This is a genomic window from Streptomyces sp. NPDC005141 (genome assembly GCF_053599975.1).
Genome location: NZ_JBSFYW010000021.1, coordinates 41,074 through 64,771, shown reverse-complemented (window position 1 = coordinate 64,771; position 23,698 = coordinate 41,074). Strand labels below are relative to the sequence as shown.

The following is a 23,698-nucleotide window of genomic DNA, read 5'->3' as shown; positions in this document are numbered from 1 at the left end:
ACTCATGGTTCAGTAGTCCGGAAATCGTCCCCGCGGCCCGCGGTCGCGTCGGCCCGTCCACCCCTTGGAGGCACCGTGTCCGACCGCCACACCGGGCCGAAGGCGACCGAGAGCGCCTCGGACATCGTGCGGCACGTCATCGCGCGGCGCCCGTGACGGGCCGGACGGTCACCGGCGGCGAGGCCCTCGTCCGCGCCCTGTGCGGCCACGCCGTGACGCAGGTCTTCGGCATCCCGGGAACGCACAACCTGGAGATCTACCGGCACCTGTCCGCGTACGGCATCCGGCACGTCCTGACACGCCACGAACAGGGAGCCGGATACGCCGCCGACGGCTACGCGCGCGTGACCCATCGCCCGGGTGTCGTGATCACGACGACCGGGCCCGCCCTGCTGAACACGGCGGCATCCGTCGGCCAGGCCTATTCGGACAGCGTGCCACTGCTCGTCGTCTCCCCCGGGATGCCTCTGCGCCACCCCCGACTCGCGACCGGTCTGCTGCACGAGTCGCGCAGCCAGACACAGGCTCTGCGAGGCGTGGCCGCGTTCAGTCACCGCGTGTCCTCGGTCGCGGAGATCGACGCGGCGGTGGCGCGCGCCTTCACCCTGTTCCGCACTCGCCGGCCGCGCCCCGCGCACATCGAGATCCCTCTCGATCTCCTGGAGGCCGGTGAGGAGACGGGCCCCGTCCGCATCACCCCTCCCGCCGTTCCCCTCGCCCCCGACGCCGCGGCCGTGGAGCGGGCCGCCGAGGCCCTGCGCGGGGCACGCCGTCCGGCGCTCGTGCTCGGCGGCGGAGCCCGCGGCGCGGCCGCCCCTGGCCTCGCCCTCGCCGAGGAGCTGGGCGCTCCCGTCGTCACCACGGCCAACGGCAAGGGGATCGTCCCCGAGACCCACCCGCTGTCCCTCGGCGTGTCCCTCCACAGCCCCTCGGTCCTGGGCTGGCTCGCGGAACGCGACGCCGTGCTCGCCGTCGGCACCGAACTCGCCGAGTCCGATCTGTGGTCCGCGCCACCCGCCCTGAACGGCACGCTGATCCGCGTGGACCTGGACCCGGACCAGATGTACGCGGGCCTGCCCGCGGACATCGCCGTCGTCGGCGACGCCCGGGTCTCCCTGACGGCCCTGCTCGCCGCCGTGCAAGGACACGGAGGCCCACGCCGTCACGCGCGCGTGGCGGCAGAGGACCCCGTCCTGCGGGCCGGAGTCCTGCGGACCGCGCGGAACGCCGAGACCGCGCGGCGCGACGCCCGCTGGATCCCGTACCTGCGGGCCCTCCGTTCCGTACTCTCCGAAGACGCCGTGATCACCTCGGACAGCGCCCAGTGCTGCTACTACGGAGCGCTCCCGCACCTCCCGCTCGGCCCCGAGGGCCGCTATCTTCACCCGACCGGCTTCGGCACGCTCGGCTACGCGCTGCCCGCGGCGATCGGCGCCAGGACGGCGTACCCCGAACGCCAGGTGGTGGCGCTCAGCGGGGACGGCGGCCTCCAGTTCACGGTGCAGGAACTGGCGACCGCGGCACAGCTCGACCTCCCGCTGCCCATCGTGGTGTTCGACAACGGCGGCTACGGGGAGATCCGCGACGCCCGGGGCGACACGCCCATGGCGGTCGACCTCGCACCGGTCGACCTGCCCGCCCTGGCCCGCGCCTACGGAGGACAGGGCACGCACGCGTGCAGCCCGGACGAGCTGACCGCCGCGCTCACCGAGGCACTGCGCACCCCCGGCCCCACCCTGATCGCCATCCCCGAGGAGACCCGATGACCGCCCCCCTGATGACGCTCACCTGGACGGACCACGTCACCGGCCGCCCGGGTTTCCTCGTCGTCGACCGGCTCGTGCGCGGCGTCTCCAGCGGCGGTCTGCGGATGCGGCCCGGCTGCACGCTGGAGGAAGTCACCGGGCTGGCCCGTGGCATGACCATGAAGGAGGCCCTGCACTACAACCCCGAGGGCCGGTACATCCCGCTGGGCGGCGCCAAGGGCGGCATCGACTGCGACCCCCAGGACCCGGCGGCGTACGGCCTGCTGGTGCGCTATCTGCGCGCCATGCGCCCGTACATCGAGGCCTTCTGGACCACCGGCGAGGATCTCGGCCTCACCCAGGACCTGGTCGACCGGGCGGCCGGGGAGGCCGGGCTCGTCTCGTCCATCCAGGCCGTGTACCCGCTGCTCGACGACGAGGCGGCGGCCCGCGGACGGCTCGCGGACGCCTTCGCGGTCGAGGTGGACGGCATCGGCCTCGACGAACTGGTCGGCGGCTGCGGCGTCGCCGAGTCGGTCCTCGCGGCCCTGGACCGGGCCGGGGTGGAGTACGCCGGTACACGCGTCGCCGTGCAGGGCCTCGGCACCATGGGCGGGGCCACGGCGCGCTTCCTGTCCCGTGCGGGGCTCAGCATCGTGGCCGTCGCCGACGTCAAGGGAACGATCGCGAACCCGGACGGCCTCGACGTCGAGGCGCTGCTCGCGGGGCGGGACGCGTACGGGACGGTCGACCGCGCGGTGCTGCGCGGCGCCGACCGTGAACTCCCGGGTGACGCCTGGCTGTCCGCCGATGCCGAGGTTCTGGTGCCCGCCGCGGTGTCGTACGCGATCGACACGGCCAACCAGGGCGGGATCAGGGCCCGTTGGATCGTGGAGGCGGCCAACATGCCGGTCCTGGCGGACGCGGAGACGCTGCTCGCCGCGCGCGGAATCACCGTCCTGCCGGACGTGGTGGTCAACTCCGGTACGAACGCCTGGTGGTGGTGGACGCTGTTCGGCGACATCGGTGCCGACGCGGACGAGGCGTTCGCCCACACCCGGCGTTCGATGCGCGCCCTGATCGACCAGATGCTCGCCCGCGCCGAGGCCGACGGCACGACGCCGCGGGCCGCAGCCCACGCCATCGTCACCGACCGGCTGCCGGTCATCGCGGAGCGGTTCGGGTGGTACGGATGACGGACGCGGAGCCCTTGAGCGCCCGCCACGCCCTCCACCGCCACCGGCCCGGGCCCGAGGCCGGTCCGACGCCCGGCCGGGTCGCCGGAACGAGCCGGGGCGGTCGCGCCATGGCCCGAGGCACTGGGGCCTGACCGCCCCCGGCCGTGCCCGGCCCGGCTCCCGCCGGCCCCCGGCGCCGAAGGCGTCGAGGAAGGCGTCAACTCCCGCGGGGCCTCTCCCGAAGGGGCTGTGTAGGGTTGCCGCGTGGCGAGAGTGCGGTTGAGCGTGGCGGAGCGGCGTGAGGAGTTGCTGCGTGCCGCCGTCGAACAGATCGAGGCGCGCGGCGTGGCGGCGGTACGGATCGCCGACGTGGCCTCGTCCCTCGGGGTGAGCAACGCGCTGGTGCTGTACCACTTCTCCACGAAGGAGAAGCTGGTCGCCGCCGCGTTCACCTACGCGGCGGAGGACGACCTCACCCATCTCCGCAAGCTGCTCGGCCGCCGTACGACGGCACTGCGACGCCTCCGTACCGCCGTGCGCTGGTACGCCCCGACGGGCCAGGCAAAGGGCTGGCGCCTGTGGATCGAGGGCTGGGCCGCCGCCCTGCGCGAGCCCGCGCTGCGCGAGGTCACCCGCGATCTGGACAGGCAGTGGAAGGCCGCGATCACCGAGGTGATCGCGGAGGGCGTGGCCGCGGGCGAGTTCCGCTGCCCGGACCCCACGAGCACGGCCCTCCGGCTCACGGCGCTGCTGGACGGACTGGCCGTCCAGATGACGGCGTACTCGGGCGCCGTGTCACGGGCGCGGACCCAGGAGTGGGTGGACGAGGCCCTCGCCCGCGAACTGGGCCTCGAACGCGCGGCGTTGGTGGCGGCAGTGCGCTAGAGGGCGCGGTGCCCCCGGCCTCGTACGCCCGGCCCCGTGCCCTCGGCCTCGTACGCCCGACCCCCTCACCCCGTCCAGCGCCGCTCTCTCGCCGTCATGCCACCGTCACTCACCGGTCGGCCCGGCCCGGCACCGCTCGCCCCGGACGCGGCCGCCCGGCCGCCGCCCGGCCGGTCGCGTCGGCCCGAATCCTCGCGGGGTGGTCCCGTCTCAGGCCACCGACTCGATGCGCATCTTGATGTCGTCCGGTGACAGGGCACCCTTGGCCGCCACGTGGTCGCCCGAGGACTCCCCGCGCAGCCGTCGTCCGATCCACGGGACCAGGTACTCGCGCGCCCACTGGATGTTGTCGCGCCGCATCTCGAGCGTGCCGCGCGGCGGCAGGGGCGGCCAGGGCTGGTCCGGGTCGGCGGGCACGTCGAGGCCGAGCACCTGTCCGGCTCGAAGCGCCACCCGGGTGTGGCCCTCGGGCGAGAGGTGCAGGCGGTCGCCGTCCCAGGCGCGGCGGTCCTGGATCGTCTTCAGGGACCAGAGGTCGAGGACGGGACAGCCGTAGCGGTCCGCGATGGCCCGCACATGTCCGTTGTACGTGGCGATCTTGCCGCGCAGGTGCTTGAGCACGGGGACGCCACGGGTGTCGAAGCCGGTGGTCACCATGACGGCGCCGACGGCGGAGGTGAGGTCGGCGATCGCGCTCTCGAAGCGCTCCGCGACCTCGTCGGGGTCGGTGCCGGGCCGGATGATGTCGTTGCCGCCCGCGCAGAACGAGACCAGGTCGGGGCGGAGGTCCTTCGCCCGCCGGAGCTGGGTCTCGACGATCTGGTCGAGCAGTTTGCCGCGTACGGCGAGGTTGGTGTAGGTGAAATCGCCCTCGGGGCGCCGGTCCGCGAGAAGGACCGCGAACCGGTCCGCCCAACCGACGAAGGCCCCGTCGGGCCCAGGGTCGCCGACGCCCTCGGTGAAGCTGTCCCCCACCGCCACGTACGACCCGATCACTGATCTGTTGTCACTCTTCGAATCGTCTGCCACAAAGAGCCATGATTCACCTTTGGATGTGAGCTACGCGACCGTAGGGAAGGGTTGACGTGCGGTGAGAAAGGCCACTGGCCAAGTATTGGTCAACTCCGGAATAGCGCTCCGATCAAGGCTGTTGAAGCAGCGACCACCCAAGGGCAGGGGAAATCACGGGACATCGCTCCACGGCGGTCACGCGCCTTGTACGGGAGACACCGAAAGCCGGACCCCGGGGATCGTGGGGTCCGGCCTTCGGAGGCAGTCCTGCCGTCAGGAGCAGGGCTTGGCTTCAGGAGCGGCGCCGGGCGTCAGCCGACGATGACACCGTGCGCGCGCAGGTACGCGACGGGGTCGACGTCCGAGCCGTAGTCCGGCGTGGTGCGGACCTCGAAGTGCAGGTGCGGTCCGGTGACGTTGCCGGTCGCGCCGGAGAGGCCGATCTGCTGCCCCTCGGTCACGGTCTGCCCCGCCGAGACGGACAGCGACGACATGTGGGCGTACTGGGAGTACTTGCCGTCGGCGTGCTGGATGACGACCTGGTTGCCGTAAGCGCCGCCCCAGCCGGCGGAGACGACGGTGCCCGCGGCTATGGACTTGATCGTGGTGCCGGTCGGGACCACGAAGTCCACGCCCGTGTGGTAGCCGCTGGACCACATGCTGCCCGCCAGCTTGTAGCTGGTGCCGAGGGTGGCGCCGTCGACGGGCAGGGTGTAGCCGGAACTGCTGCTGGCGGAGGCCGCGTTGGTGGCCGTGGTCGCCTTTTCGGCCTTCGCCGCAGGAGCCTTCGCCGCAGGAGCCTTCGCCGCGGGGGCCTTCGCCGCGGGAGCGGTCGTCCGGGTGGACGAGTGGGTGGCACCCGCGGAGGCGGCCTTCTTGCCGAGCGACAGCTTCAGACCGGGGTGGATCAGCGACGGGTCGCCGCCGATGGCGGAGCGGTTGTCGGAGTAGATCTTCTTCCAGCCGCCGGTGACGTTCTGCTCGTCGGCGATCTTCGAGAGGTAGTCGCCGGACTTCACCGCGTACGTCTTCGTCGTGGCGGCCTTCTTGGCTGCGGGAGCGGCGGTCGCGGCCTTCTCGACGTGCTGTGCGACGGCGGTGGCCGGGGTCGCGGCGTGGGCGCCGGTGGCTCCCATCAGTGGCAGCGCGAGTGCGGCGCCACCGGTGCCGGCCACGGCGATCGAGCGGGTGAAACGCAGGGACTTCGGACGGCGGTGCTTACCCTTGGCGGGCATGACGAATTCCTCTCCGGCGCCTGCGAGGTGAGCTGTCGGGTGCGGGCTGGAGATGCCCGGCCACGCTGCTGCGCGGCTGTACCCCTAGCCTGTTCCGGAGACCGGACCAGGCACGGAACCTGTGGGTCCCCCGCTCCTGCCGTATACGGGTGAGTGTGCGGATTCCGGGCGGCGGCAGGATTGGGCGTCCGTCCGGATTGAGGCAGAACGTAAGCGACATGAGAGCGCGTCGACAACTATGTGCGGTTTCTGTGCGCTCACCTTTCTTGATCCATGCGGGAATTGCCGTCACCCTCCGTGGAATGACGATCTTTCCGGCCCCTCAACCCGCCCGGGAACGCGGGCGGGTTGAGAAATGGGGACGGCAACGCATCGTCACGAATATGACGCTCCTCACGCGACTCGTCCCACGGTGCCCTATTCCAGGGACAGTTGGAATGAAGGCGCCAATTCGGACAGAACAGTCACATGCGACGCCGATGGATATCCGTCACATCCAGACCTTCACGGAGTCCGGTCCGCACACCGCGATGCGGCGATGCCGCATTCAGGTTGATTTCGCCTGTTTCTCAGCGCTCGTGTACTGATGTCGGGTCCCGTCCGCTCATCCTGAGCCCGTGGCCGGCTCAGCATGGCGCCGCGCCTCGGCGCAGGGGCGCCGTAGGTGATCCGCGGGTCCCGGTGCGGACGCGGCGGCCCGTCGTGTCCGGTGAACGTGTAGCGCGTGACCGCCGCGCGCACCGGAGAAAGGCCAGGTCCGGGCATCCGCGCCTGTCTCGATCATCGGCCCCCGCGTTTTCGAACGGTCCCGATCGGGGCCGACATGATCATGGGCGCCTCGCCCGGAAGGCTGCGGCCGCGGACAACTCATTGCCTCAGGAACCCATGTCGTATCGTCGAGAGCGCGAGCCGAAGACAACTGCCGACGAGTGACGCCGAGTCCAGCCCGGCGACCCCGGCGGCCGAATGGGAGGAGCCCCCGTGACGCAGCAGGTCCCGTCGACCGAGCCCGAGCTCGGCGGAGTGCGCAACTTCCGCGACGTGGGCGGACTGCCCACCGCGGACGGCCGACGAGTGCGCTACGGGCACCTGTTCCGCAGCGGCCACCTCGCGCACGCCACGGAGGAGGACGCCGCGTTCCTCGCCTCCCTGGGGCTCCACACGATCTTCGACTTCCGTAACGCCGCGGACCAGAAGCTGGAGGGCCCGGACGTCGAGCTGCCGGGCGTGCGGAACGTGAATCTGCCCCTGTCCGACCCGGCCGACGGCGGCGAGTTCTGGAAGATGGTCCGCGACGGCGACCTGGACCAGCTGCACGCCATCCTCGGCGACGGCAAGGGCGCGAACCGCATGATCGGCTCGTACCGCACGATCATCAAGGAGCGCACGGCCGAGCACTCCCAGGTGCTGCGCGCGATGGCCGAGGACAGCGTGCCCGCGCTGATGCACTGCGCGGCCGGCAAGGACCGCGCCGGACTGTCCATCGCCATCACCCTGCTCGCCCTCGGCGTCGAGCGCGACGCGATCGTGGCCGACTACCTGGAGTCGAACGCCGCGCACCGCCGCTACAAGGTGCACCGCAACAACTCCTCGGCCTCCGCGTACTCCCCCGAGGTCATGGAGCTGCTCAGCCCCCTGTTCGACGCGCGCGCGGAGTACCTGACGGCCGCCTTCGAGGCGATCGAGGAGACCTGGGGCAGTGTCGACGTCTATCTGGAGCAGGGCCTGGGCATGACGCCGGAGCTGCGGGAGCGCCTGCGCGAACGACTGCTGGACTGAGCCGCCCGGGCGCCCGCCGGTTCCGCGGGCCCTGCCGGGGAGCTACTGGTTCTGCGCGCCCAGCGTGAAGAGCAGGTAGATGAAGGCCGCGAAGAGGTGGCCGACGGCGACGTAGATGATCAGCCGCACCCACAGGGCGCGCGGGAACTTCTCCTCCATGGAGCGCCGACGGGGTTCTGTGGGTTCGGTCATGACGTGTCTCCCAAGGTGGGGTGGCCGGTCGCCGGGCCGAGGCACAGCGCGGCGACGGGGCTCTGCAAGAGGGTGTGTACGAAGAGGAGCTCGGCCCCGTCGCGCTCGGCGGCCGCGATGCGGTGCGGGGTGAGCGAGTCGAAGTGGGCGCTGTCCCCCGGCGCGAGCACGTGCGCGGTGTCCCCGAGGCGCAGCCTGAGCCGCCCCTGGAGCACATACAGCCACTCCTCGCCGGGGTGGACGCGCACGATGTCGCCCTGCGAGCCGTACGGGACGTGCACACGCAGCGCCTGCATGCCGCGGCCGGCCGCGCCGGCCTGCCAGTAGGTCCAGCCGCCGGCCGGGGCCGGTTCCATGTCTGTGGCACGCACGATCGCGTCACGGTCGGCGACCGTCTCGCCGAGCAGTTCGGAGACTGTCGTACCGTAGACGCGGGCCAGCGTGAGCAGCATCGGCAGCGAGGGCTGGCGCTGCCCGGTCTCCAGACGGGAGAGATGGGCGGGTGAGAGTCGCGCGGCCCGGGCGGCGGCCTCCAGGGTGAGGGAGGCACCGCGGCGCAGCGCGCGGAGCCGGGGCGCCACGGCGTGCAGCTCATCGGACGGCTCGTCGACCGTCCCTGGATCGGGGCTCATAGGTCCATTGAGCCCGATGATTGCCTCTGGGGCAATTTTCTTGCCCCAGAGGCAAAGAATTTCGTCGCGTCTCCGTCGGCCCGCCGGAGAGGGCGGGCCTCAGCGGTTCGCCACCGCCTGCTTCACCAGCGTCTTTCCGAAGTCCCACATCAGGCCGCCGCCGCTGTGCGCGTCCTCCATCACCGCGGTGAAGGCCTCGACGAACCGGTCGACATCCCGCTCGTCGATGACCAGCGGCGGGATCAGCTTGATCACCTCCAGGTGGTCTCCGGAGACCTGGGTGAGGATGCGGTGCCGCTGGAGCAGCGGGACGACGACCATCTGCGCGAACAGACCCTTGCGCGCGGCCTGCAGCATGGTCCAGCGGCTGCGCAGTTTGAGCGACTTGGGCCGGCCGAACTCGATGCCGATCATCAGGCCCCGGCCGCGCACGTCGCTGAGCAGTTCGTACCGGTCGACCAGCGCGGCCAGCCGGGACTTCAGCCGCTCACCGGTAGCCCGCGCGTTGGCGACGATCTGGTCGTTCTCCATGACGGAGAGCACCGCGAGCCCCGCCGCCATGGCTTGCGCGTTGGAACCGAAGCTCGCCGAGTGCACGAGGACCCGGTCCATGGAGGAGTAGACCTTTTTGAAGATCCAGTCCTTTCCGAGGGTCGCGCCGACCGGCACATAGCCTCCGGAGAGCGCCTTGGCCACGCACACCAGGTCCGGCTCGACGCCCTCCTCGTGCTGGTAGGCGTAGAAGTCCCCGGTCCGACCGAGGCCGGTCTGCACCTCGTCCGCGATGAGCAGCGCCTTGTGCCGGTGCAGCAGCTCCTGGGCGGCACGCAGATATCCGGGCGGGGCCTCGTGGACGCCCTTGCCCTGGATCGGCTCCACGATCAGCGCGGCGACGTCGCCCTTCTTCAACTCCCGCGCCAGGGCGTCGAGATCACCCAGTGGGACGGCCGTGTCGGGCAGCAGGGGTGCGAAGCCGTCGCGGAAGCCGTCCTCGCCGTTCACGGACAGGGAGCCGGTGGTCAGCCCGTGGAAGGCGTGCGAGCAGTACAGGATCCGCGGCCTGCCGGTGGCGTACCGGGCGAACTTCAGCGCGGTCTCGACCGCTTCCGTTCCGCTGCTGCCGAAGAACACCCGGTCGAGGTGCGGGCTGTGGGTGAGCAGTCGCTCCGCGAGCAGACCGGGCAGCGGCTGGCAGTCGAAGCGGGTGAGGTCGGCGAGCGAGGCGTCGAGGACGTCGTGCAGCGCCCGCCGGACGACGGGGTGATGGCGGCCGACACCCATCACCCCGAATCCGGCGAGCATGTCGAGATAGTCGTTGCCGTCGGCGTCCCAGAAGTGCGCGCCCTCGGCTCGCTCGTAGACCTTGTCGAAACCGATGGTGTGCAGCATGCGCGGGAGCTGGTGGTTCAGGTACTTCGTGTGCAGCTCGTAGCGCTCGGCTCCGCGCTCGGCGAGGAGCGCGCCGAGGTCGAACTCCCCCTTCTCCGCAGGGTCGGTCATTCCTTCTTCTCCTTGGACAACTCATCCTCGGCCTGCACGTCGGCGGCCTTCGACAGGTGGTGGGCGGCCTTGGACCGCTCGTCCTTGACGGCCAGGCCGGCGCTGATCCGCCCGGCGATCTCCACGGGCGTGAGCCCGATGTCGGCCAGTACCTCGGCCCGCTTGGCGTGCGCGAGGAACTGCTCCGGGATACCGAACCGCCTGACGGGTACGTCGACTTCGGCGTCCCCGAGAGCCAGCGCGACGGCCGCGCCGACGCCCGACGCCCGGCTGTTGTCCTCGACGACGGCGACGAGCCGGTGCTCGGCGGCGAGCGGGGGCAGCGCGGGGTCGACGGGCTTGACCCAGCGCGGGTCGACGACGGTGCAGCCGATGCCGCGGGCCTCGAGCAGGTCGGCGGCCTGGAGGCAGACCGGGGCCATCACCCCCACGGCGACGAGCAGCACCTCGGGGCGCTCGCCCCGGTGCAGGACGTCGAGCCCGCCCACGTGGTCCACCGCGGGGATCGCGGGACCGACCGACTCCTTCGGGAAGCGGATCATCGTCGGCGCGTCGTCGACGGCGACGGCCTCCCGCAGCTGGGCCCTCAGCTGGTCGGCGTCGCGCGGCGCGGCGATCCTGAGGCCGGGCACGACCTGGAGGATCGACATGTCCCACATGCCGTTGTGCGAGGCGCCGTCGACACCGGTGATCCCGGCCCGGTCGAGGACGAAGGTCACACCGCAGCGGTGCAGGGCGACGTCCATGAGGAGCTGGTCGAAGGCCCGGTTGAGGAAGGTCGCGTAGACGGCGACGACGGGGTGGAGACCGCCGGTGGCGAGTCCGGCCGCGGAGACCGTGGCGTGCTGCTCGGCGATGCCGACGTCCCACACCCGGTCGGGGAACCTCTCGGCGAACTTCCCGAGCCCCACCGGATGCAGCATGGCCGCCGTGATGGCCACGACGTCCGCGCGCTCCTCGCCGATCCGGACGATCTCCTCGCCGAACACGGAGGTCCAGGAGGGGCCGTTGGACGGCGCGAGGGGCTCGCAGGTGAGCGGGTCCATCACACCGACGGTGTGGAAGTGGTCCTCCTCGTGCGCGAGCGCGGGCTCGTAGCCGCGCCCCTTCTCCGTCAGGCAGTGGATGAGCACGGGCCCGTGGAAGCGTTTCGCCCGCCGCAGGGCGGACTCCACGGCGCCGAGGTCGTGGCCGTCGATCGGGCCGACGTATTTGAGCCCGAGATCCTCGAACATGCCCTGCGGCGCGAAGGCGTCCTTGAAGCCTTTCTTCGCGCCGTGCAGGGACTCGTAGATCGTGTTGCCGACGACGGGGGTGCGCAGCAGGACGTCCTTGCCCCAGGCGAGGATCTGCTCGTAACTGTCGGTCGTCCGCAGGGTCGCGAGGTGGTTCGCGAGGCCCCCGATGGTCGGTGCGTACGAGCGTTCGTTGTCGTTGACGACGATGATCAGAGGCCGGTCCTTGGCGGCGGCGATGTTGTTCAGCGCCTCCCACGCCATGCCGCCGGTCAGCGCGCCGTCGCCGATGACCGCGACGACGTGGCCCTTCTCGCCCTGCACCTGGCGGGCCTTGGCGAGCCCGTCCGCCCAGCCGAGCGCCGTGGAGGCGTGGCTGTTCTCGATGACGTCGTGCTCGGACTCCTCGCGCGAGGGATAGCCGGACAGGCCGCCCTTGCTGCGCAGCTTGGAGAAGTCCTTACGCCCTGTCAGCATTTTGTGTACGTAACTCTGATGGCCGGTGTCCCACAGGATGCGGTCGACGGGCGACTCGAAGACCCGGTGGAGGGCGATGGACAGCTCCACCACTCCCAGATTGGGTCCGAGGTGACCGCCGGTCCTGGCGACCGCGTGCACCAGGAACTCCCTCACCTCTTCGGCCAGTTCACCGAGTTCCGCCTCGGACAGCGCCTTCAGGTCGCGTGGTCCCCGGATGTTCTCCAGAATCGTCACGTCGGGCCCCCTCTCGGTCCGTGCTGATCAGCTCACGGTGACGGCCGGTTCTCCGGACACGACGCCGTCCTTCTCCATCTGCTCGGCGATCTTCATCGCCTCGTCGATGAGGGTCTCGACGATCTTCGACTCGGGGACGGTCTTGATGACCTCGCCCCTGACGAAGATCTGCCCCTTGCCGTTGCCGGAGGCGACCCCCAGGTCCGCCTCCCGCGCCTCGCCGGGACCGTTGACGACGCAGCCCATGACCGCGACGCGCAACGGGACCTCCATCCCCTCCAGACCGGCCGTGACCTCGTCGGCCAGCTTGTACACGTCGACCTGGGCCCGCCCGCAGGACGGGCAGGAGACGATCTCCAGGCGCCGCTGCCGCAGCCCGAGCGACTCCAGGATCTGGATGCCGACCTTGCACTCCTCGGCGGGCGGCGCGCTCAGGGAGACCCTGATGGTGTCGCCGATGCCCTCGGAGAGCAGCGCCCCGAACGCCACGGCCGACTTGATGGTCCCCTGGAACGCCGGACCGGCCTCGGTCACGCCGAGGTGCAGTGGATAGTCGCACTGGGCGGCCAGTTGCCGGTAGGCGTTGACCATGACCACCGGGTCGTTGTGCTTGACGGAGATCTTGATGTCCTGGAACCCGTGCTCCTCGAAGAGCGACGCCTCCCACAGCGCCGACTCCACGAGCGCCTCGGGCGTCGCCTTCCCGTACTTCTGCAGCAGCCGCCGGTCGAGCGAGCCGGCGTTCACCCCGATACGGATCGGGATTCCGGCGTCCTTCGCGGCCCGCGCGATCTCCTTCACCTTGTCGTCGAACTGCTTGATGTTGCCGGGGTTCACCCGCACCGCCGCGCAGCCCGCCCCGATGGCCGCGAACACGTACTTCGGCTGGAAGTGGATGTCCGCGATCACCGGGATCTGCGACTTGCGGGCGATGGTCGCGAGGGCGTCCGCGTCGTCCTGCGTGGGACAGGCGACACGGACGATCTGACAGCCGGACGCGGTCAGTTCCGCGATCTGCTGCAGGGTGGCGCCGACGTCCGACGTACGGGTCGTGGTCATCGACTGCACCGACACGGGCGCCCCGCCCCCGACCGCCACCGGTCCGACCTGGATCCGCCGCGACACACGGCGCTCCGCGATCGGGCGGACCGGCACTTCGGGGAGGCCCACGGAAACCGCGGTCACGACGTCACCCGCGGCTTTCCGTGAAGGTCTCGCGGGCGGCCCGGATCGACTCCTTGAGGGAGCCCATCGTGGCGAGGACCGCGGTCGGCTCGTAGCCGCAGTGCGCCATGCAGTTGGCGCACCTGTCGTCCTTGCCGCGGCCGTAGGAGTCCCAGTCGGTGTCCTCCAGGAGCTGCTTGTACGTCTGGACGTACCCGTCGCTCATCAGGTAGCAGGGTTTCTGCCAGCCGAACAGCGAGTAGCTCGGGATCGCCCAGGCGGTGCAGGGGAAGTCGACCTTGCCCTCCAGGAAGTCCAGGAACAGCGGGCTCTGGTTGAGCCTCCAGCGGCGCCGGTTGCCGCCCGCGAAGGCCTTCTTGAACAGTTCCCGGGTCTGCTGGACGCCGAGGAAGTGTTCCTGGTCGGGGGCCTTCTCGTAGGCGTAGGCGGGCGAGAGCATCATCTCGTCGACCTTCAGGTCGTCGTTGAGGTAGTTGAGCACCTCGATGATGGTCTGCGGGGTGTCGGTGTTGAAGAAGGTCGAGTTGGTGGTGACCCGGAAGCCGCGGCGCTTGGCCTCCTTGATGGCCGCGACCGCCTCGTCGAAGACACCTTCCTTCGCGACGGACTCGTCGTGCCGCTCACGCAGCCCGTCGATGTGCACGGCCCAGGCGAAGTACGGCGAGGGCTTGAACTTGTCCATCTTCTTGCGCATCAGCATCGCGTTGGTGCAGAGGAAGACGAACTTCTTCTTGGCCACCAACTGCCGGACGATCTCATCGATCTGAGGGTGCATCAGCGGCTCGCCGCCGGCGATGGACACCATCGGCGCACCGGATTCGAGGACCGCCCCCACGGCCTGGGCCACGGGCATGCGCTGCTTGAGCACCCCCGCGGGGTGCTGGATCTTGCCGCAGCCCTCGCACGCGAGGTTGCACGCGAAGAGCGGTTCCAACTCGACGAGCAGGGCGAACTTTTCCCGCTTCCTGAGCTTCTGTTCGAACAGGTACGCAGCGACCTTCATGGACTGCCGAAGCGGCATGGCCATACGGCTCACCTCCGAGGGAGCAACAAAGAACGGTGCCATTCAAAGAAAGCGGGAAGTACGGCACGAAGAACACGGAAAGCTGATATTCCACCGCGTACCGTGCCAATACGGACGAGTTCATGTTCTGGAGCATCCACGACCACCCGTACGGCCGCAACGGGACGCGGACCCGTGCGGACCGCGCCGAGCAGGGTGGCCGCGGACTCCATGTCGACGGCGATGGCGCCGGTCGCGAGCAGATCGGCGCGCTCGTGACCGCGGACGACGTGATCGGAGCCGGTGAGCGGCCCCGTGTGGACGGTGCGGCCGGGCACGGCGCGCACGAGTTCCTTGACCAGGAGATCGGTACCCACGCACGGCGTGGCGCCGCTCGGGTCCCGGGTCTCCTCGGCGACGACCAGGTCACCTGGGTGCATGCCCGGGGCGAGCCCCGCGCAGAAACCGGTGGCCAGCACGGCCGCCGCGGTCAGCGCCGGGTCGGCGAGCACCCGGGTGACCGACCGGTCGGCGGCCTTGGGCCCCATGCCCGTACGCAGCACGGTGACCGGCCCGCCGGCGCCGCTCCGGTCACCGGTGCGCAGGGCGAGGTGCTCGATGCCGAGCGCGCAGGCGATCAGCAGCGGGGCCGGTGCGGGCTGCCTGAGCATCAGCCCCCCTCGGCCGCGGAGAAGGGCTCTCCGTGGACATAGCGACCGAGCGCGGTGAGGGGGAAGACCTGCCGGTAGAGGTGATAGTTGATCGAGAAGTCCCCCGGGAAGCCGGTCCCCGTGAAGTACGGCTCGTCCCAGGAGCCGTCGGGCAGCTGGGTCTCCGCGAGCCAGACGACCCCGCGCTCCACCGCCTTGGATTCGAGCTCCCCCGCGGCCAGCAGGGCGAGCAGCGCCCAGCCGGTCTGGGAGGCGGTCGAGGCACCGCGTCCGCTCCACCCGACGTCGTCGTAGGAACGCAGATCCTCGCCCCAGCCGCCGTCGTCGTTCTGTACGGTCTCCAGCCAGGCCACGGCCCGGCGGATCGCCGGGTGCGAGCCGGGCAGCCCCGCCGCCACGAGCGCCGGGACCACCGACCCCGTGCCGTAGACGTAGTTGACACCCCAGCGCCCGAACCAGGACCCGTTGGGCTCCTGGTTGGCGAGCAGCCACTCGATGCCCCGGCGGGTGCGCGGGTCGTGCGTAAACCCCTCCACCGCCAGCATCTCCACCACATGCGCGGTGACATCCGCGGACGGCGGATCGATCACCTCCCCGAAGTCGCAGAACGGCAGCCGATTGGGGAAGGCGCTGGTGTTGTCGACGTCGAACGCGCCCCAGCCGCCATCCTTGGACTGCATACCGAGATTCCAGCGGACCCCGCGTCCGATGGCGTTCTCGACGCGGTCCGGGTCGTGGTGCCGGACGCGGCGCAGCGCGAGCACGACCTCGGCGGTGTCGTCGATGTCGGGGTAGTTGTCGTTGTGGAACTCGAACGCCCAGCCGCCGGGCGGCAGTTGGGGCCGCTTGACCGACCAGTCGCCTGGCCGGACGATCTCCTCCCCGAGCATCCAGTCCGCGGCCTTGACGAGCTGCGGATGGTCGGCCGGCACCCCGGCGTCGGCCAGCGCGATGGTCGCCAGACAGGTGTCCCACACCGGCGACTGGCACGCCTCGATCATCCGGGCGCCGTCCTCGCGCCACACGGCGAAACGGTCCAGCGAGGCCAGCCCCTCGCGCATCACCGGGTGTTCGAGGTCGTAGCCGACCAGATGGAGGGCGATGACCGAGTAGACGGCGGGCGGCTGGATGCCTCCCCAGCAACCGTCGTTCTCCTGGCGCTCGATGATCCAGCGGGCCGCCGTGTTCATCGCCGCCTTGCGCAGAGCGCGCGGCGCGACCTTGCGGTACTGGTGCAGCGCCTTGTCCAGGCGCTGGAAGGCGCCGTCCCAACTGGCCACGGAGGCAGGGCGCTTGGCCGGGTTGGGATTGCGTGGGTCGGTGTGCAGCTCGTCGAGCGCGAACGGCGCGGGCCGCACCGGACGCTTCGCCGAGACGATGGTGAGCGGCACGATCGTCTGCCGCGCCCAGCAGCCGAAGTCGTAGATGTTCAGCGGCATCCACTTGGGGAAGTAGATGAGCTCCGGCGGCAGCTCGGGCAGGTCGTCCCACTTCCACCAGCCGAAGAGGGCGAGCCAGATCCGGGTGAAGACCCGGGCCCCGGCGATGCCGCCGCGTTCGCGGATCCACGCGGACGCCTTCGCCATGTGCGGTTCGTCCGGGGCGTCCCCTGCCATCCGCAGGGCGACGTACGCCTCGATGGTGGTGGAGAGTTCGCCCGGTCCGCCGTAGAACGAGGCCCAGGTGCCGTCCTCGCGCTGCTCGCCGCGGATGAACACCCCGGCGCCGCGGGTCGTCGGCTCGTCGCGGATCCCCAGGAACTGGCGGAGAAGGAGGTCCTCGGCGTCCATGGTGACGTTCGTCTCGAGGTCGCCCTTCCACCAGCCCTGGGCGTCCTGCCGCGCGAGCAGGAAGTCCGTGGCGCGTTCGATGGCGCGCGTGGCGGCGTCTCGGGTCTCGACTGTCCCGGCCGCCTCGGGAGTCGTCTCGTGCTGGGTTTCGCTGGCCGAGGCAGCGCGGGGCGGCAGGGCCCCGGTGCTTCCGTCGGTCGTCGCTGTCATGGCTTCCCCTTCGTGCAGTGGTACGTCTCTGCTGTGGGTCCGCCGTCGGCCGGTGCGTTCGTTCGGATGGGAATCCCCCCTGCTCGAACGAGGTTCGAAGCTCGGGGCACCGGCCGGCGACTACGCGAGGTTTATTCGACCGATAGCGATCATCTCTTTCGTACGACGACGAAATCGGCGAGCGCCACGAGCTGGGCCCGTACCTGCTCGGGCATCGGGACGGCGTCCAGGGCCTCGATGGCGATCGCGTGCTGGCGCCGTGCCTCCTGGGCGGTCCACTCGCGGCCGCCCGCCTCCTCGATGAGCGCGGCGCGCACCGCGAACTCCTCCTCGGAGAAGTTCTCGAAGTCGCTGGCCTTGGCGTCCTCGGCGAGCAGGTCACCGAGCCGCTCCGAGGCGGCACCGCCCGCGGCGAGCGCGGCCACGACCGGCAGGGACTTCTTGCGCTGGCGCAGATCGCTCCAGGTCTGTTTTCCGGTGGCCTCCGGGTCGCCCCAGATACCGAGGAGGTCGTCGACGGCCTGGAAGGCGAGACCGAGGTGGTAGCCGTATCGTTCCAGCGTGTCGGCTGTGAGGTCGTCGGCGCCGCCGAGGACCGCGCCGATGGAGCAGGCGCAGGCGAGCAGAGCGCCGGTCTTGTTGCCCTCCATCTCCAGGCACTCCTCGACGCTGACGCGGTCGCGGTGCTCGTAGGAGATGTCCTGGGCCTGGCCGTCGATGAGGGCCCGGGTGGCGGTGGTAAGACGCCGGGTGGCGCGGCCGGCCTCGACGGTGCCGAGCTCCAGGAGGACCTCGTTGGCCAGCGCGAACAGGGCGTCGCCGACCAGGATGGCCTGGGCGGGGCCGTGCACCTTCCAGACGGTGTCGCGGTGGCGGCGCTGTTCGTCGCCGTCCATCAGGTCGTCGTGCAGGAGCGAGAAGTTGTGCACCAGCTCGACCGCGACCGCGCCCGGGACGCCCACCTCGGGCTCGGCGCCGGCGGCCTGCGCGGAGAGCACGGCGAGCGCGGGGCGCACCGCCTTGCCGCCGTCGCCGTCCGCGGGGTTGCCCTCGGCGTCGATCCAGCCGAAGTGGTAGGCGGCGACGGTGTCCATGGGCGCCGCCAGACGGTCGACGGCCGCCTTCAGCACCGGTGTGGCCAGGGTCCGGCCGCGCTCCAGGAGCGCGGTCACGTCCACCGCGTCGGCAGCCGCTTCGGCCGGGGGCACAGTGGGCACAGTCTCTCCTCTTGTTGCGGTACCGGGGGTGCGGGGGCCTGCGATGCTCCGGTCGAGCGTCATGCCGCCTCCTCGAAGAGTCCGAGGAGGTGATCGCGGGGCCGCCCCAGGGCGTCCAGTGCGGCGCCCGCCGCACCTACTCCACTGCGAACCGCACTCTCCATGGTCGCGGGCCACCCTGTGGCGGTCCACGCTCCGGCCAGGTACAGGCCGGGGGCCTTGGTGCGGGCACCGGGCCGCAGCCGCCCGACGCCCGGGGCGGGAGCGAACGTCGCGGTGCGCTCCCTGGTCACGAAGAAGTCCTTCACCTCGGCGCCGCGCGCGGGGGGCAGCAGCCGCTCCAGCTCCGGCAGATACCGCTCCCGCAGCGCGGAGACGGGCTCGTCGATCTCGTCCTGCGCCGCCGACTGCGACAGCGCCAGGTACTGGCCCTCCCGGAGTCCGGATGCCTCGGTGCGGTCGAAGACCCACTGCACCGGGGAGCCGAGCGCCGCGAAGAACGGCGCGGTGAGGACCTTCCGGTCGTAGACGACGTGGATGTTGAGGATCGGCGCGGTGCCGATCTCCAGGAGCCGCTCGGGGGCGTCCAGCGCACCCTCCGGCAGAAGATCGTGGGCCTCACGCTGGGGTACGGCCAGCACGACGGTGTCGGCCTCGATGCGCTCGCCGGGAACCTGAACGCTCCAACGTCCGTTTTCGTAGGGGGAGATGGAGGTGACTCGTGTACGGATCTCGGTACGCACGCCCGCGGAGTCGAGCGCCTTGCGGGCGAGGGTGTCGTGCAGTTCGCCCAGCGGGACGCGCGCCCAGCCGATGTCGGCCGCGCCCGGGTCGGACAGCAGACCCGTCTTGAACACCATCGCGGCGAGCCCGAGCGAGGAGTCCTGGGCCACCGCGTTGAGGGTGGCGACCCCCACGAGGTCCCACAGTGCTTCGACGGCACGTTCCGACTGACCGTGCCCGGCGAGCCAGTCGCCGAAGTTCTGCGCGTCGAGTGCCGGATCGCTGAGATCCAGGCCCTTGAGCGCGAGCGCGGCACGGCCGACCTTGGCACGCTCCGCGAGCGACAGATGCTGGTACGTCGCGAGGCTGCGCGCCAGATGCAGCGGCACGGGCAGAGCGCCGCGGCCGATTCTGCCGAGCCGTCGTCCGGGAGCCGCCTCCGCGTCGAGAACGGGCACGTCGAGACGATCCTGCAGAGGCGCGAGCGAGGTTCCGTCGACGCGGTCGAGGAACCATCGGTAGGCGGTGCAGCAGCGCAGATAGACGTGCTGTCCGTTGTCCACGGTGAGGGCGCCGCGCTGGAAGGAGAACGCGAGACCGCCGAGGCGCGGCCGGCCTTCGAGCAGCGTCACCCGCAGCCCGGCGTCGGCCAGCGCGAGCGCGGCGGTGATCCCGGCTAGCCCGCCGCCGATCACCACGGCAGCGGCCCGGCCGGAGTCGTCCGTGGACTCGACCTCGCTCATCGTGCACCCTCCCCTGCGGCCGCGCCGTGTTGATTGAACGATGCACGGCAGGCCGTTGCAGTCAGGGACGCCGCCCGGCTCCGGAGGGTTGCGTGCCGCTTTTCTCCGGTGGAGTCACCTTGGCCCATATTGTCCATCAGACGCGCCTCCGGACGGTGCGGCGGGAGGCGTGCCGGGCGTCCAGACCGGAGAGGCCGCGCACGGCGACGTACGCCTTCTCGCGCCCCGGGAGGGACACCCGGCCGCGCAGCACGGCCTCCGGCTCCCGCTCGATGCGGTCGAGGAGACGCCGGTAGATTCCCGCCATGGCCGCGACGCACGCGCCGCTGCGCCGGTCCAGCATGGGCAGCAGCCGGTAGCCCTCGGCGAAGAGGGCACGGGCCCGGCGCACCTCGAAGTGCACGAGGCCCGCGAAGTCGGAGCCCGGCGGTGGAGTCGGCCCGTTGAAGCCGGCCGAGCAGCCGAACTTGGCCAGGTCGTCGGCGGGCAGGTAGGTGCGCCCGCCCTCGGCGTCCTCCCGGACGTCCCGCAGGATGTTGGTGAGCTGGAGCGCGAGCCCGAGTGTGTCGGCGTACTCCGGCGCGCGCTCGGTGCCACGCGCCCCCGGTTCGGTGCCGAAGACCCCGAGCGAGAGCCGTCCGATCGCCCCGGCCACGCACCGGCAGTAGATCTTCAGGTCGTCCCAGGTCTCGTACGTCTCACCGCGTACGTCCATCAGCACGCCGTCGATGAGTTCGTCCAGGCCCGCGAGAGGCACCGGGAAGTACTCGGCGGTGTGGCTGAGGGCGACGGCGACCGGGTCGGTGTCGTCCTCGTCGACGGTGCCCGCGCGGACGCGGGCGAGCACCGCCCGGGTCTCCTCGAGGCGCACGGTCTTCACGTCCGGCGCCAGCGTGCCGTCGCCGATGTCGTCGACGCGCCGGGAGAACGCGTAGAGCGCCGACATCGCACGGCGCTTGGGCGTCGGCAGAAGCCTGATGCCGTACGCGAAATTACGGGCCTGCTGACCGGTCACCGCCTCGCAGTAGCTGTACGCGGCGAGTACCGGTGCGGACACGTGCTGTTCCGACTCCACGGTCCGGATCACCCCTCTCCTCGCAGAGTCACTCCCACCTCGCGCAGCAACTGGAGCTTGCCGGGCTTGGGCGGGCCGGGAAGTACGTCGTATTCGGCGGCGGCAATCGCACGGATTGCCGCCCTTCCCCCCGCAACGAACCCCGCGAGCAGCAGTTTCAGCCTGCCGTGGACGCTACCCACGAGGGGGGTGCCTTCATTCAGGAGGTTCAAGGCGCGTTCTGCTTCGTATGCAACCAGTGCTCGCACCGATGCGCCTGCTGTGGGGACGGTCAGATCCGCTTCGACGACATGAAAACGTTTCATGTCCTCGGCGGGCAGGTAGACGCGGTCGCGGCCGAGGTCCTCGGCGACGTCCTGGAGGTGTTCGACGATCTGCAGCGCCGTGCACACCGCGTCGGAGTGGCGGACCCGCTCGGGCGTGGTCGTTCCGGTGACGGAGAGGACCAGGCGGCCGACGGGGTTCGCGGAGAGCTCGCAGTAGGTGAGCAGATCGTCATAGGTCTCGTACCGCCGGACCAGCTGGTCCTGGCGATTGGCCGCGATCAGGGCGAGGAAGGGCTCGGGGCTGAGGCGCGCGCGGCGGACGGTGGGCTGGAGCCGGCGCAGCAGGGGGTGGCGCGGGGTCGAGTCGAACACGCGGTGAAGATCGGCTTCGAGGGCGTCCAGGAGGGCCATGCGGTCCTCCGGCCGCGTGGCCGGTACACCGAGGAGGCGGGCGTCCGCCCCGCCGGGGGCGAGGTCGCCGTCACCGATGTCGTCGACGAGGCGGGCGAAGCCGTACACGGCCATCAGATCGTCGCGCCAGACCCTGGGCAGGAAGAACGGGGCCACGGGAAAGTTCTCGTCCGCGGCTTTGTCGAGGGTGCCGCGCGCCGGATCACCGGTGCGGGCCGTCCCGGCTTCGGTCACCGCTCGCCGCCCGGCGCGAGGACGGCACACGCATCGCGGAGCTGGAGAGTCACCGTAGCCATTGCCGTCACATCTCCCGTTCTACACTGCCGACCCAACACTGCCCATTTCGGACACGCCGCCCGGAGATCCGCACAGCGCTACGGTGCCGGGTGTCGCGTATTATCGCCCTACTTGCCGCGATTCAGCACCGGTACAGCTTACGTTGTACAACGCGACACAGTCCGTCGGGGTGTCCTGCACATCACAACAACACACCGATTGGCGTCAAGATTCCTAAGGCCGACGGGAGTTGGCGTTTCCTTTGCAGACGCAGGGCCCCGCCGAAGAGTTCCGGCGGGGCCCTGGGCGAAACGGGCTACTTCCCCGTGAACTTCTCGTACTCCTTGAGGACCTCTTCGGTCGGTCCGTCCATGCGCAGCTCGCCGCGCTCCAGCCACAGCACGCGGTCGCAGGTGTCGCGGATCGACTTGTTGTTGTGACTGACCAGAAACACCGTGCCCGCGCTCTTGCGCAGCTCGCGGATGCGGGCCTCGGACCGCTTCTGGAAGGAGCGGTCGCCGGTCGCGAGGGCCTCGTCGATCATCAGGACGTCGTGGTCCTTGGCCGCCGCGATGGAGAACCGCAGCCGGGCCGCCATACCGGAGGAGTAGGTCCGCATCGGCAGGGTGATGAAGTCACCCTTGTCGTTGATCCCGGAGAAGTCGACGATGCCCTGGTACCGCTCCCTGATCTGCTCGCGGGACATGCCCATCGCGAGGCCGCCCAATATGACGTTCCGCTCGCCCGTCAGGTCGTTCATCAGGGCGGCGTTCACGCCGAGCAGCGAGGGCTGGCCGTCGGTGAAGACCTTGCCCTTCTCCGCGGGGAGCAGGCCGGCGATGGCCCGCAGGAGGGTGGACTTGCCGGAGCCGTTCGAACCGATCAGGCCGATGGCCTCACCGCGGTACGCGGTGAAGGAGACGCCCTTGACGGCGTGCACCTTGCGCACACCGCGCTCCTCGCCGCGCTTGAGGATGCGGCTGAGGGCGGCGGTGGCGCTGCCCTTGCCGGTCTTGGCGCCGTTCACGCGGTAGACGATGTGCAGTTCGTCCGCGATGACGGTCGGGATGTGCGACCTCTTCTCGAGCTCAGCCACGGCCGTACCTCTCTTCAGCCTTCCAGAAGTACACGAACCCGCCGACGGCCGCGACCACGGCCCAGAAGACGGCGATGCCCCACACGTGCGGCGGCAGGTTGGAGGAGCCGTAGCCGTCGATGAGCGCGAAGCGCATCAGATCCATGTAGACGGCGGCCGGGTTCGCCTGGAGCGCGCGGGCGATCCATTCGGGGCGGCCGGCGAGCATGGTGCTGATGGAGAACATGACGCCGGAGGCGTACATCCACGTGCGCAGGACGAACGGCATCAGCTGGGCGAGGTCCGGCGTCTTGGAGCCCAACCGCGCCACCACCAGCGCGAGGCCGGTGTTGAAGAGGAACTGCAGGAACAGCACCGGGAGGATCAGCAGCCAGGACAGGCCCGGGTAGCTGCCGAAGGCGATCACCACGACGAACAGCACGATCATCGAGAAGAGCAGCTGCTGGAGCTGCTGGAGGGCGAAAGAGATCGGCAGCGAGGCGCGCGGGAAGTGCAGCGCGCGCACCAGTCCGAGGTTGCCCGAGATCGCCCGGACGCCCGCCATGATCGAGCTCTGAGTGAACGTGAAGACGAAGACGCCGGTCACCAGGAACGGGATGTACACGTCGTGCGACAGACCGCGGTTGGCCTTCAGGATCAGGCCGAAGATCAGGTAATAGACGAACGCGTTCAGCAGCGGCGTCACCACCTGCCACAGCTGGCCCAGCTTGGCCTGGCTGTACTGCGCGGTGAGCTTCGCCTGCGAGAAGGCGAGGATGAAGTGCCGCCGGCCCCAGAGCTGACGAACGTACTCGACGAGCCCGGGACGGGCACCGCTGACCGCGAGCCCGTACTTGGCGGCCATCTCGGCCGCGGAAAGCCCTTCATCGGGCGACGGTCGGTCGCTCACCGCGACTCCGCCGTCATGCGTTGTCTCACTCACAAGT

Annotated in this window: 21 protein-coding genes and 1 riboswitch; of the genes, 4 read left to right on the top strand and 17 right to left on the bottom strand. The window is 70.6% G+C overall.

Going from position 1 to position 23,698, the window contains the following annotated elements; all coding sequences use genetic code 11:
* The first annotated feature begins 152 nt into the window (after positions 1-152).
* The 3 genes from ACWD68_RS18725 to ACWD68_RS18715 all read left to right on the top strand — a co-directional run bounded on the left by ACWD68_RS18725 (position 153) and on the right by ACWD68_RS18715 (position 3,808).
* Entirely contained in the window at positions 153-1,766 is a 1,614-nt protein-coding gene (locus ACWD68_RS18725; RefSeq protein WP_451807523.1) for a thiamine pyrophosphate-dependent enzyme, read from the top strand.
* Positions 1,763-2,941 (top strand): Glu/Leu/Phe/Val dehydrogenase dimerization domain-containing protein, encoded by a 1,179-nt coding sequence (locus ACWD68_RS18720; protein ID WP_451807522.1) that lies wholly within the window; start codon positions 1,763-1,765, stop codon positions 2,939-2,941. Before ACWD68_RS18725 ends, ACWD68_RS18720 begins: the two co-directional genes overlap by 4 nt.
* Positions 2,942-3,187: 246 nt before the next feature.
* Positions 3,188-3,808: a TetR/AcrR family transcriptional regulator gene (locus ACWD68_RS18715; RefSeq protein ID WP_451807521.1), complete on the top strand. Its 621-nt coding sequence runs from the start codon at positions 3,188-3,190 to the stop codon at positions 3,806-3,808.
* 210 nt (positions 3,809-4,018) lie between these two features.
* Here the strand turns inward: ACWD68_RS18715 and ACWD68_RS18710 are convergent, their stop codons facing one another.
* Entirely contained in the window at positions 4,019-4,804 is a 786-nt protein-coding gene (locus tag ACWD68_RS18710) for an SGNH/GDSL hydrolase family protein (protein WP_451807520.1), read from the bottom strand.
* Between the two features lie 326 nt (positions 4,805-5,130).
* Complete coding sequence (locus ACWD68_RS18705) at positions 5,131-6,054, bottom strand: M23 family metallopeptidase (RefSeq protein WP_451807519.1); 924 nt, start codon at positions 6,052-6,054, stop codon at positions 5,131-5,133.
* A 4-nt stretch (positions 6,055-6,058) separates the two neighbouring features.
* Positions 6,059-6,216: riboswitch (cyclic di-AMP (ydaO/yuaA leader) on the bottom strand.
* A gap of 819 nt (positions 6,217-7,035) precedes the next feature.
* Between ACWD68_RS18705 and ACWD68_RS18700 the strand changes: the two genes are divergently transcribed.
* The gene (locus ACWD68_RS18700) at positions 7,036-7,833 is read left to right on the top strand and encodes a tyrosine-protein phosphatase (RefSeq protein ID WP_451807518.1); all 798 of its coding nucleotides are present in this window, start codon (positions 7,036-7,038) and stop codon (positions 7,831-7,833) included.
* Between the two features lie 42 nt (positions 7,834-7,875).
* Here ACWD68_RS18700 and ACWD68_RS18695 read toward each other — a convergent pair whose 3' ends face one another.
* The 15 genes from ACWD68_RS18695 to ACWD68_RS18625 form a co-directional block, all read right to left on the bottom strand.
* Entirely contained in the window at positions 7,876-7,992 is a 117-nt protein-coding gene (locus tag ACWD68_RS18695; protein ID WP_356166334.1) for a DUF6126 family protein, read from the bottom strand.
* A gap of 29 nt (positions 7,993-8,021) precedes the next feature.
* Complete coding sequence (locus tag ACWD68_RS18690) at positions 8,022-8,657, bottom strand: helix-turn-helix domain-containing protein (RefSeq protein ID WP_451807517.1); 636 nt, start codon at positions 8,655-8,657, stop codon at positions 8,022-8,024.
* Positions 8,658-8,756: 99 nt separating this feature from the next.
* Positions 8,757-10,157, bottom strand: a complete 1,401-nt coding sequence (locus ACWD68_RS18685; RefSeq protein ID WP_451807516.1) for an aspartate aminotransferase family protein — start codon at positions 10,155-10,157, stop codon at positions 8,757-8,759.
* On the bottom strand, positions 10,154-12,106 hold the full coding sequence (gene dxs / locus ACWD68_RS18680; RefSeq protein ID WP_451807515.1) for a 1-deoxy-D-xylulose-5-phosphate synthase: 1,953 nt from the start codon (positions 12,104-12,106) through the stop codon (positions 10,154-10,156). Before dxs ends, ACWD68_RS18685 begins: the two co-directional genes overlap by 4 nt.
* A gap of 27 nt (positions 12,107-12,133) precedes the next feature.
* Entirely contained in the window at positions 12,134-13,291 is a 1,158-nt protein-coding gene (gene ispG / locus ACWD68_RS18675; RefSeq protein WP_451807514.1) for a flavodoxin-dependent (E)-4-hydroxy-3-methylbut-2-enyl-diphosphate synthase, read from the bottom strand.
* A gap of 4 nt (positions 13,292-13,295) precedes the next feature.
* Entirely contained in the window at positions 13,296-14,318 is a 1,023-nt protein-coding gene (hpnH, locus tag ACWD68_RS18670; RefSeq protein WP_451807513.1) for an adenosyl-hopene transferase HpnH, read from the bottom strand.
* A 5-nt stretch (positions 14,319-14,323) separates the two neighbouring features.
* Positions 14,324-14,965, bottom strand: a complete 642-nt coding sequence (locus ACWD68_RS18665; protein WP_451807512.1) for a phosphorylase family protein — start codon at positions 14,963-14,965, stop codon at positions 14,324-14,326.
* Entirely contained in the window at positions 14,965-16,965 is a 2,001-nt protein-coding gene (gene shc, locus ACWD68_RS18660) for a squalene--hopene cyclase (RefSeq protein ID WP_451807511.1), read from the bottom strand. Before shc ends, ACWD68_RS18665 begins: the two co-directional genes overlap by 1 nt.
* A gap of 149 nt (positions 16,966-17,114) precedes the next feature.
* Positions 17,115-18,245 (bottom strand): polyprenyl synthetase family protein, encoded by a 1,131-nt coding sequence (locus ACWD68_RS18655; protein ID WP_451807510.1) that lies wholly within the window; start codon positions 18,243-18,245, stop codon positions 17,115-17,117.
* Entirely contained in the window at positions 18,242-19,648 is a 1,407-nt protein-coding gene (gene hpnE, locus ACWD68_RS18650) for a hydroxysqualene dehydroxylase HpnE (RefSeq protein WP_451807509.1), read from the bottom strand. Before hpnE ends, ACWD68_RS18655 begins: the two co-directional genes overlap by 4 nt.
* Positions 19,645-19,776, bottom strand: a complete 132-nt coding sequence (locus ACWD68_RS18645) for a DUF6380 family protein (RefSeq protein ID WP_406376945.1) — start codon at positions 19,774-19,776, stop codon at positions 19,645-19,647. The genes hpnE and ACWD68_RS18645 overlap by 4 nt, the downstream gene beginning before the upstream one ends.
* Positions 19,777-19,784: 8 nt before the next feature.
* On the bottom strand, positions 19,785-20,735 hold the full coding sequence (gene hpnD, locus ACWD68_RS18640; protein WP_451807508.1) for a presqualene diphosphate synthase HpnD: 951 nt from the start codon (positions 20,733-20,735) through the stop codon (positions 19,785-19,787).
* Positions 20,732-21,634 carry a squalene synthase HpnC gene (hpnC, locus tag ACWD68_RS18635; protein WP_451807507.1) on the bottom strand — a complete coding sequence of 301 codons (903 nt, stop codon included), beginning with the start codon at positions 21,632-21,634 and terminating at the stop codon, positions 20,732-20,734. Before hpnC ends, hpnD begins: the two co-directional genes overlap by 4 nt.
* Before the next feature lie 358 nt (positions 21,635-21,992).
* A complete protein-coding gene (locus ACWD68_RS18630; protein WP_451807506.1) occupies positions 21,993-22,772 on the bottom strand; it encodes an ABC transporter ATP-binding protein in 780 nt (259 codons plus the stop codon).
* The gene (locus ACWD68_RS18625; RefSeq protein ID WP_451807505.1) at positions 22,765-23,694 is read right to left on the bottom strand and encodes an ABC transporter permease; all 930 of its coding nucleotides are present in this window, start codon (positions 23,692-23,694) and stop codon (positions 22,765-22,767) included. The genes ACWD68_RS18630 and ACWD68_RS18625 overlap by 8 nt, the downstream gene beginning before the upstream one ends.
* Between the last annotated feature and the right edge of the window lie 4 nt (positions 23,695-23,698).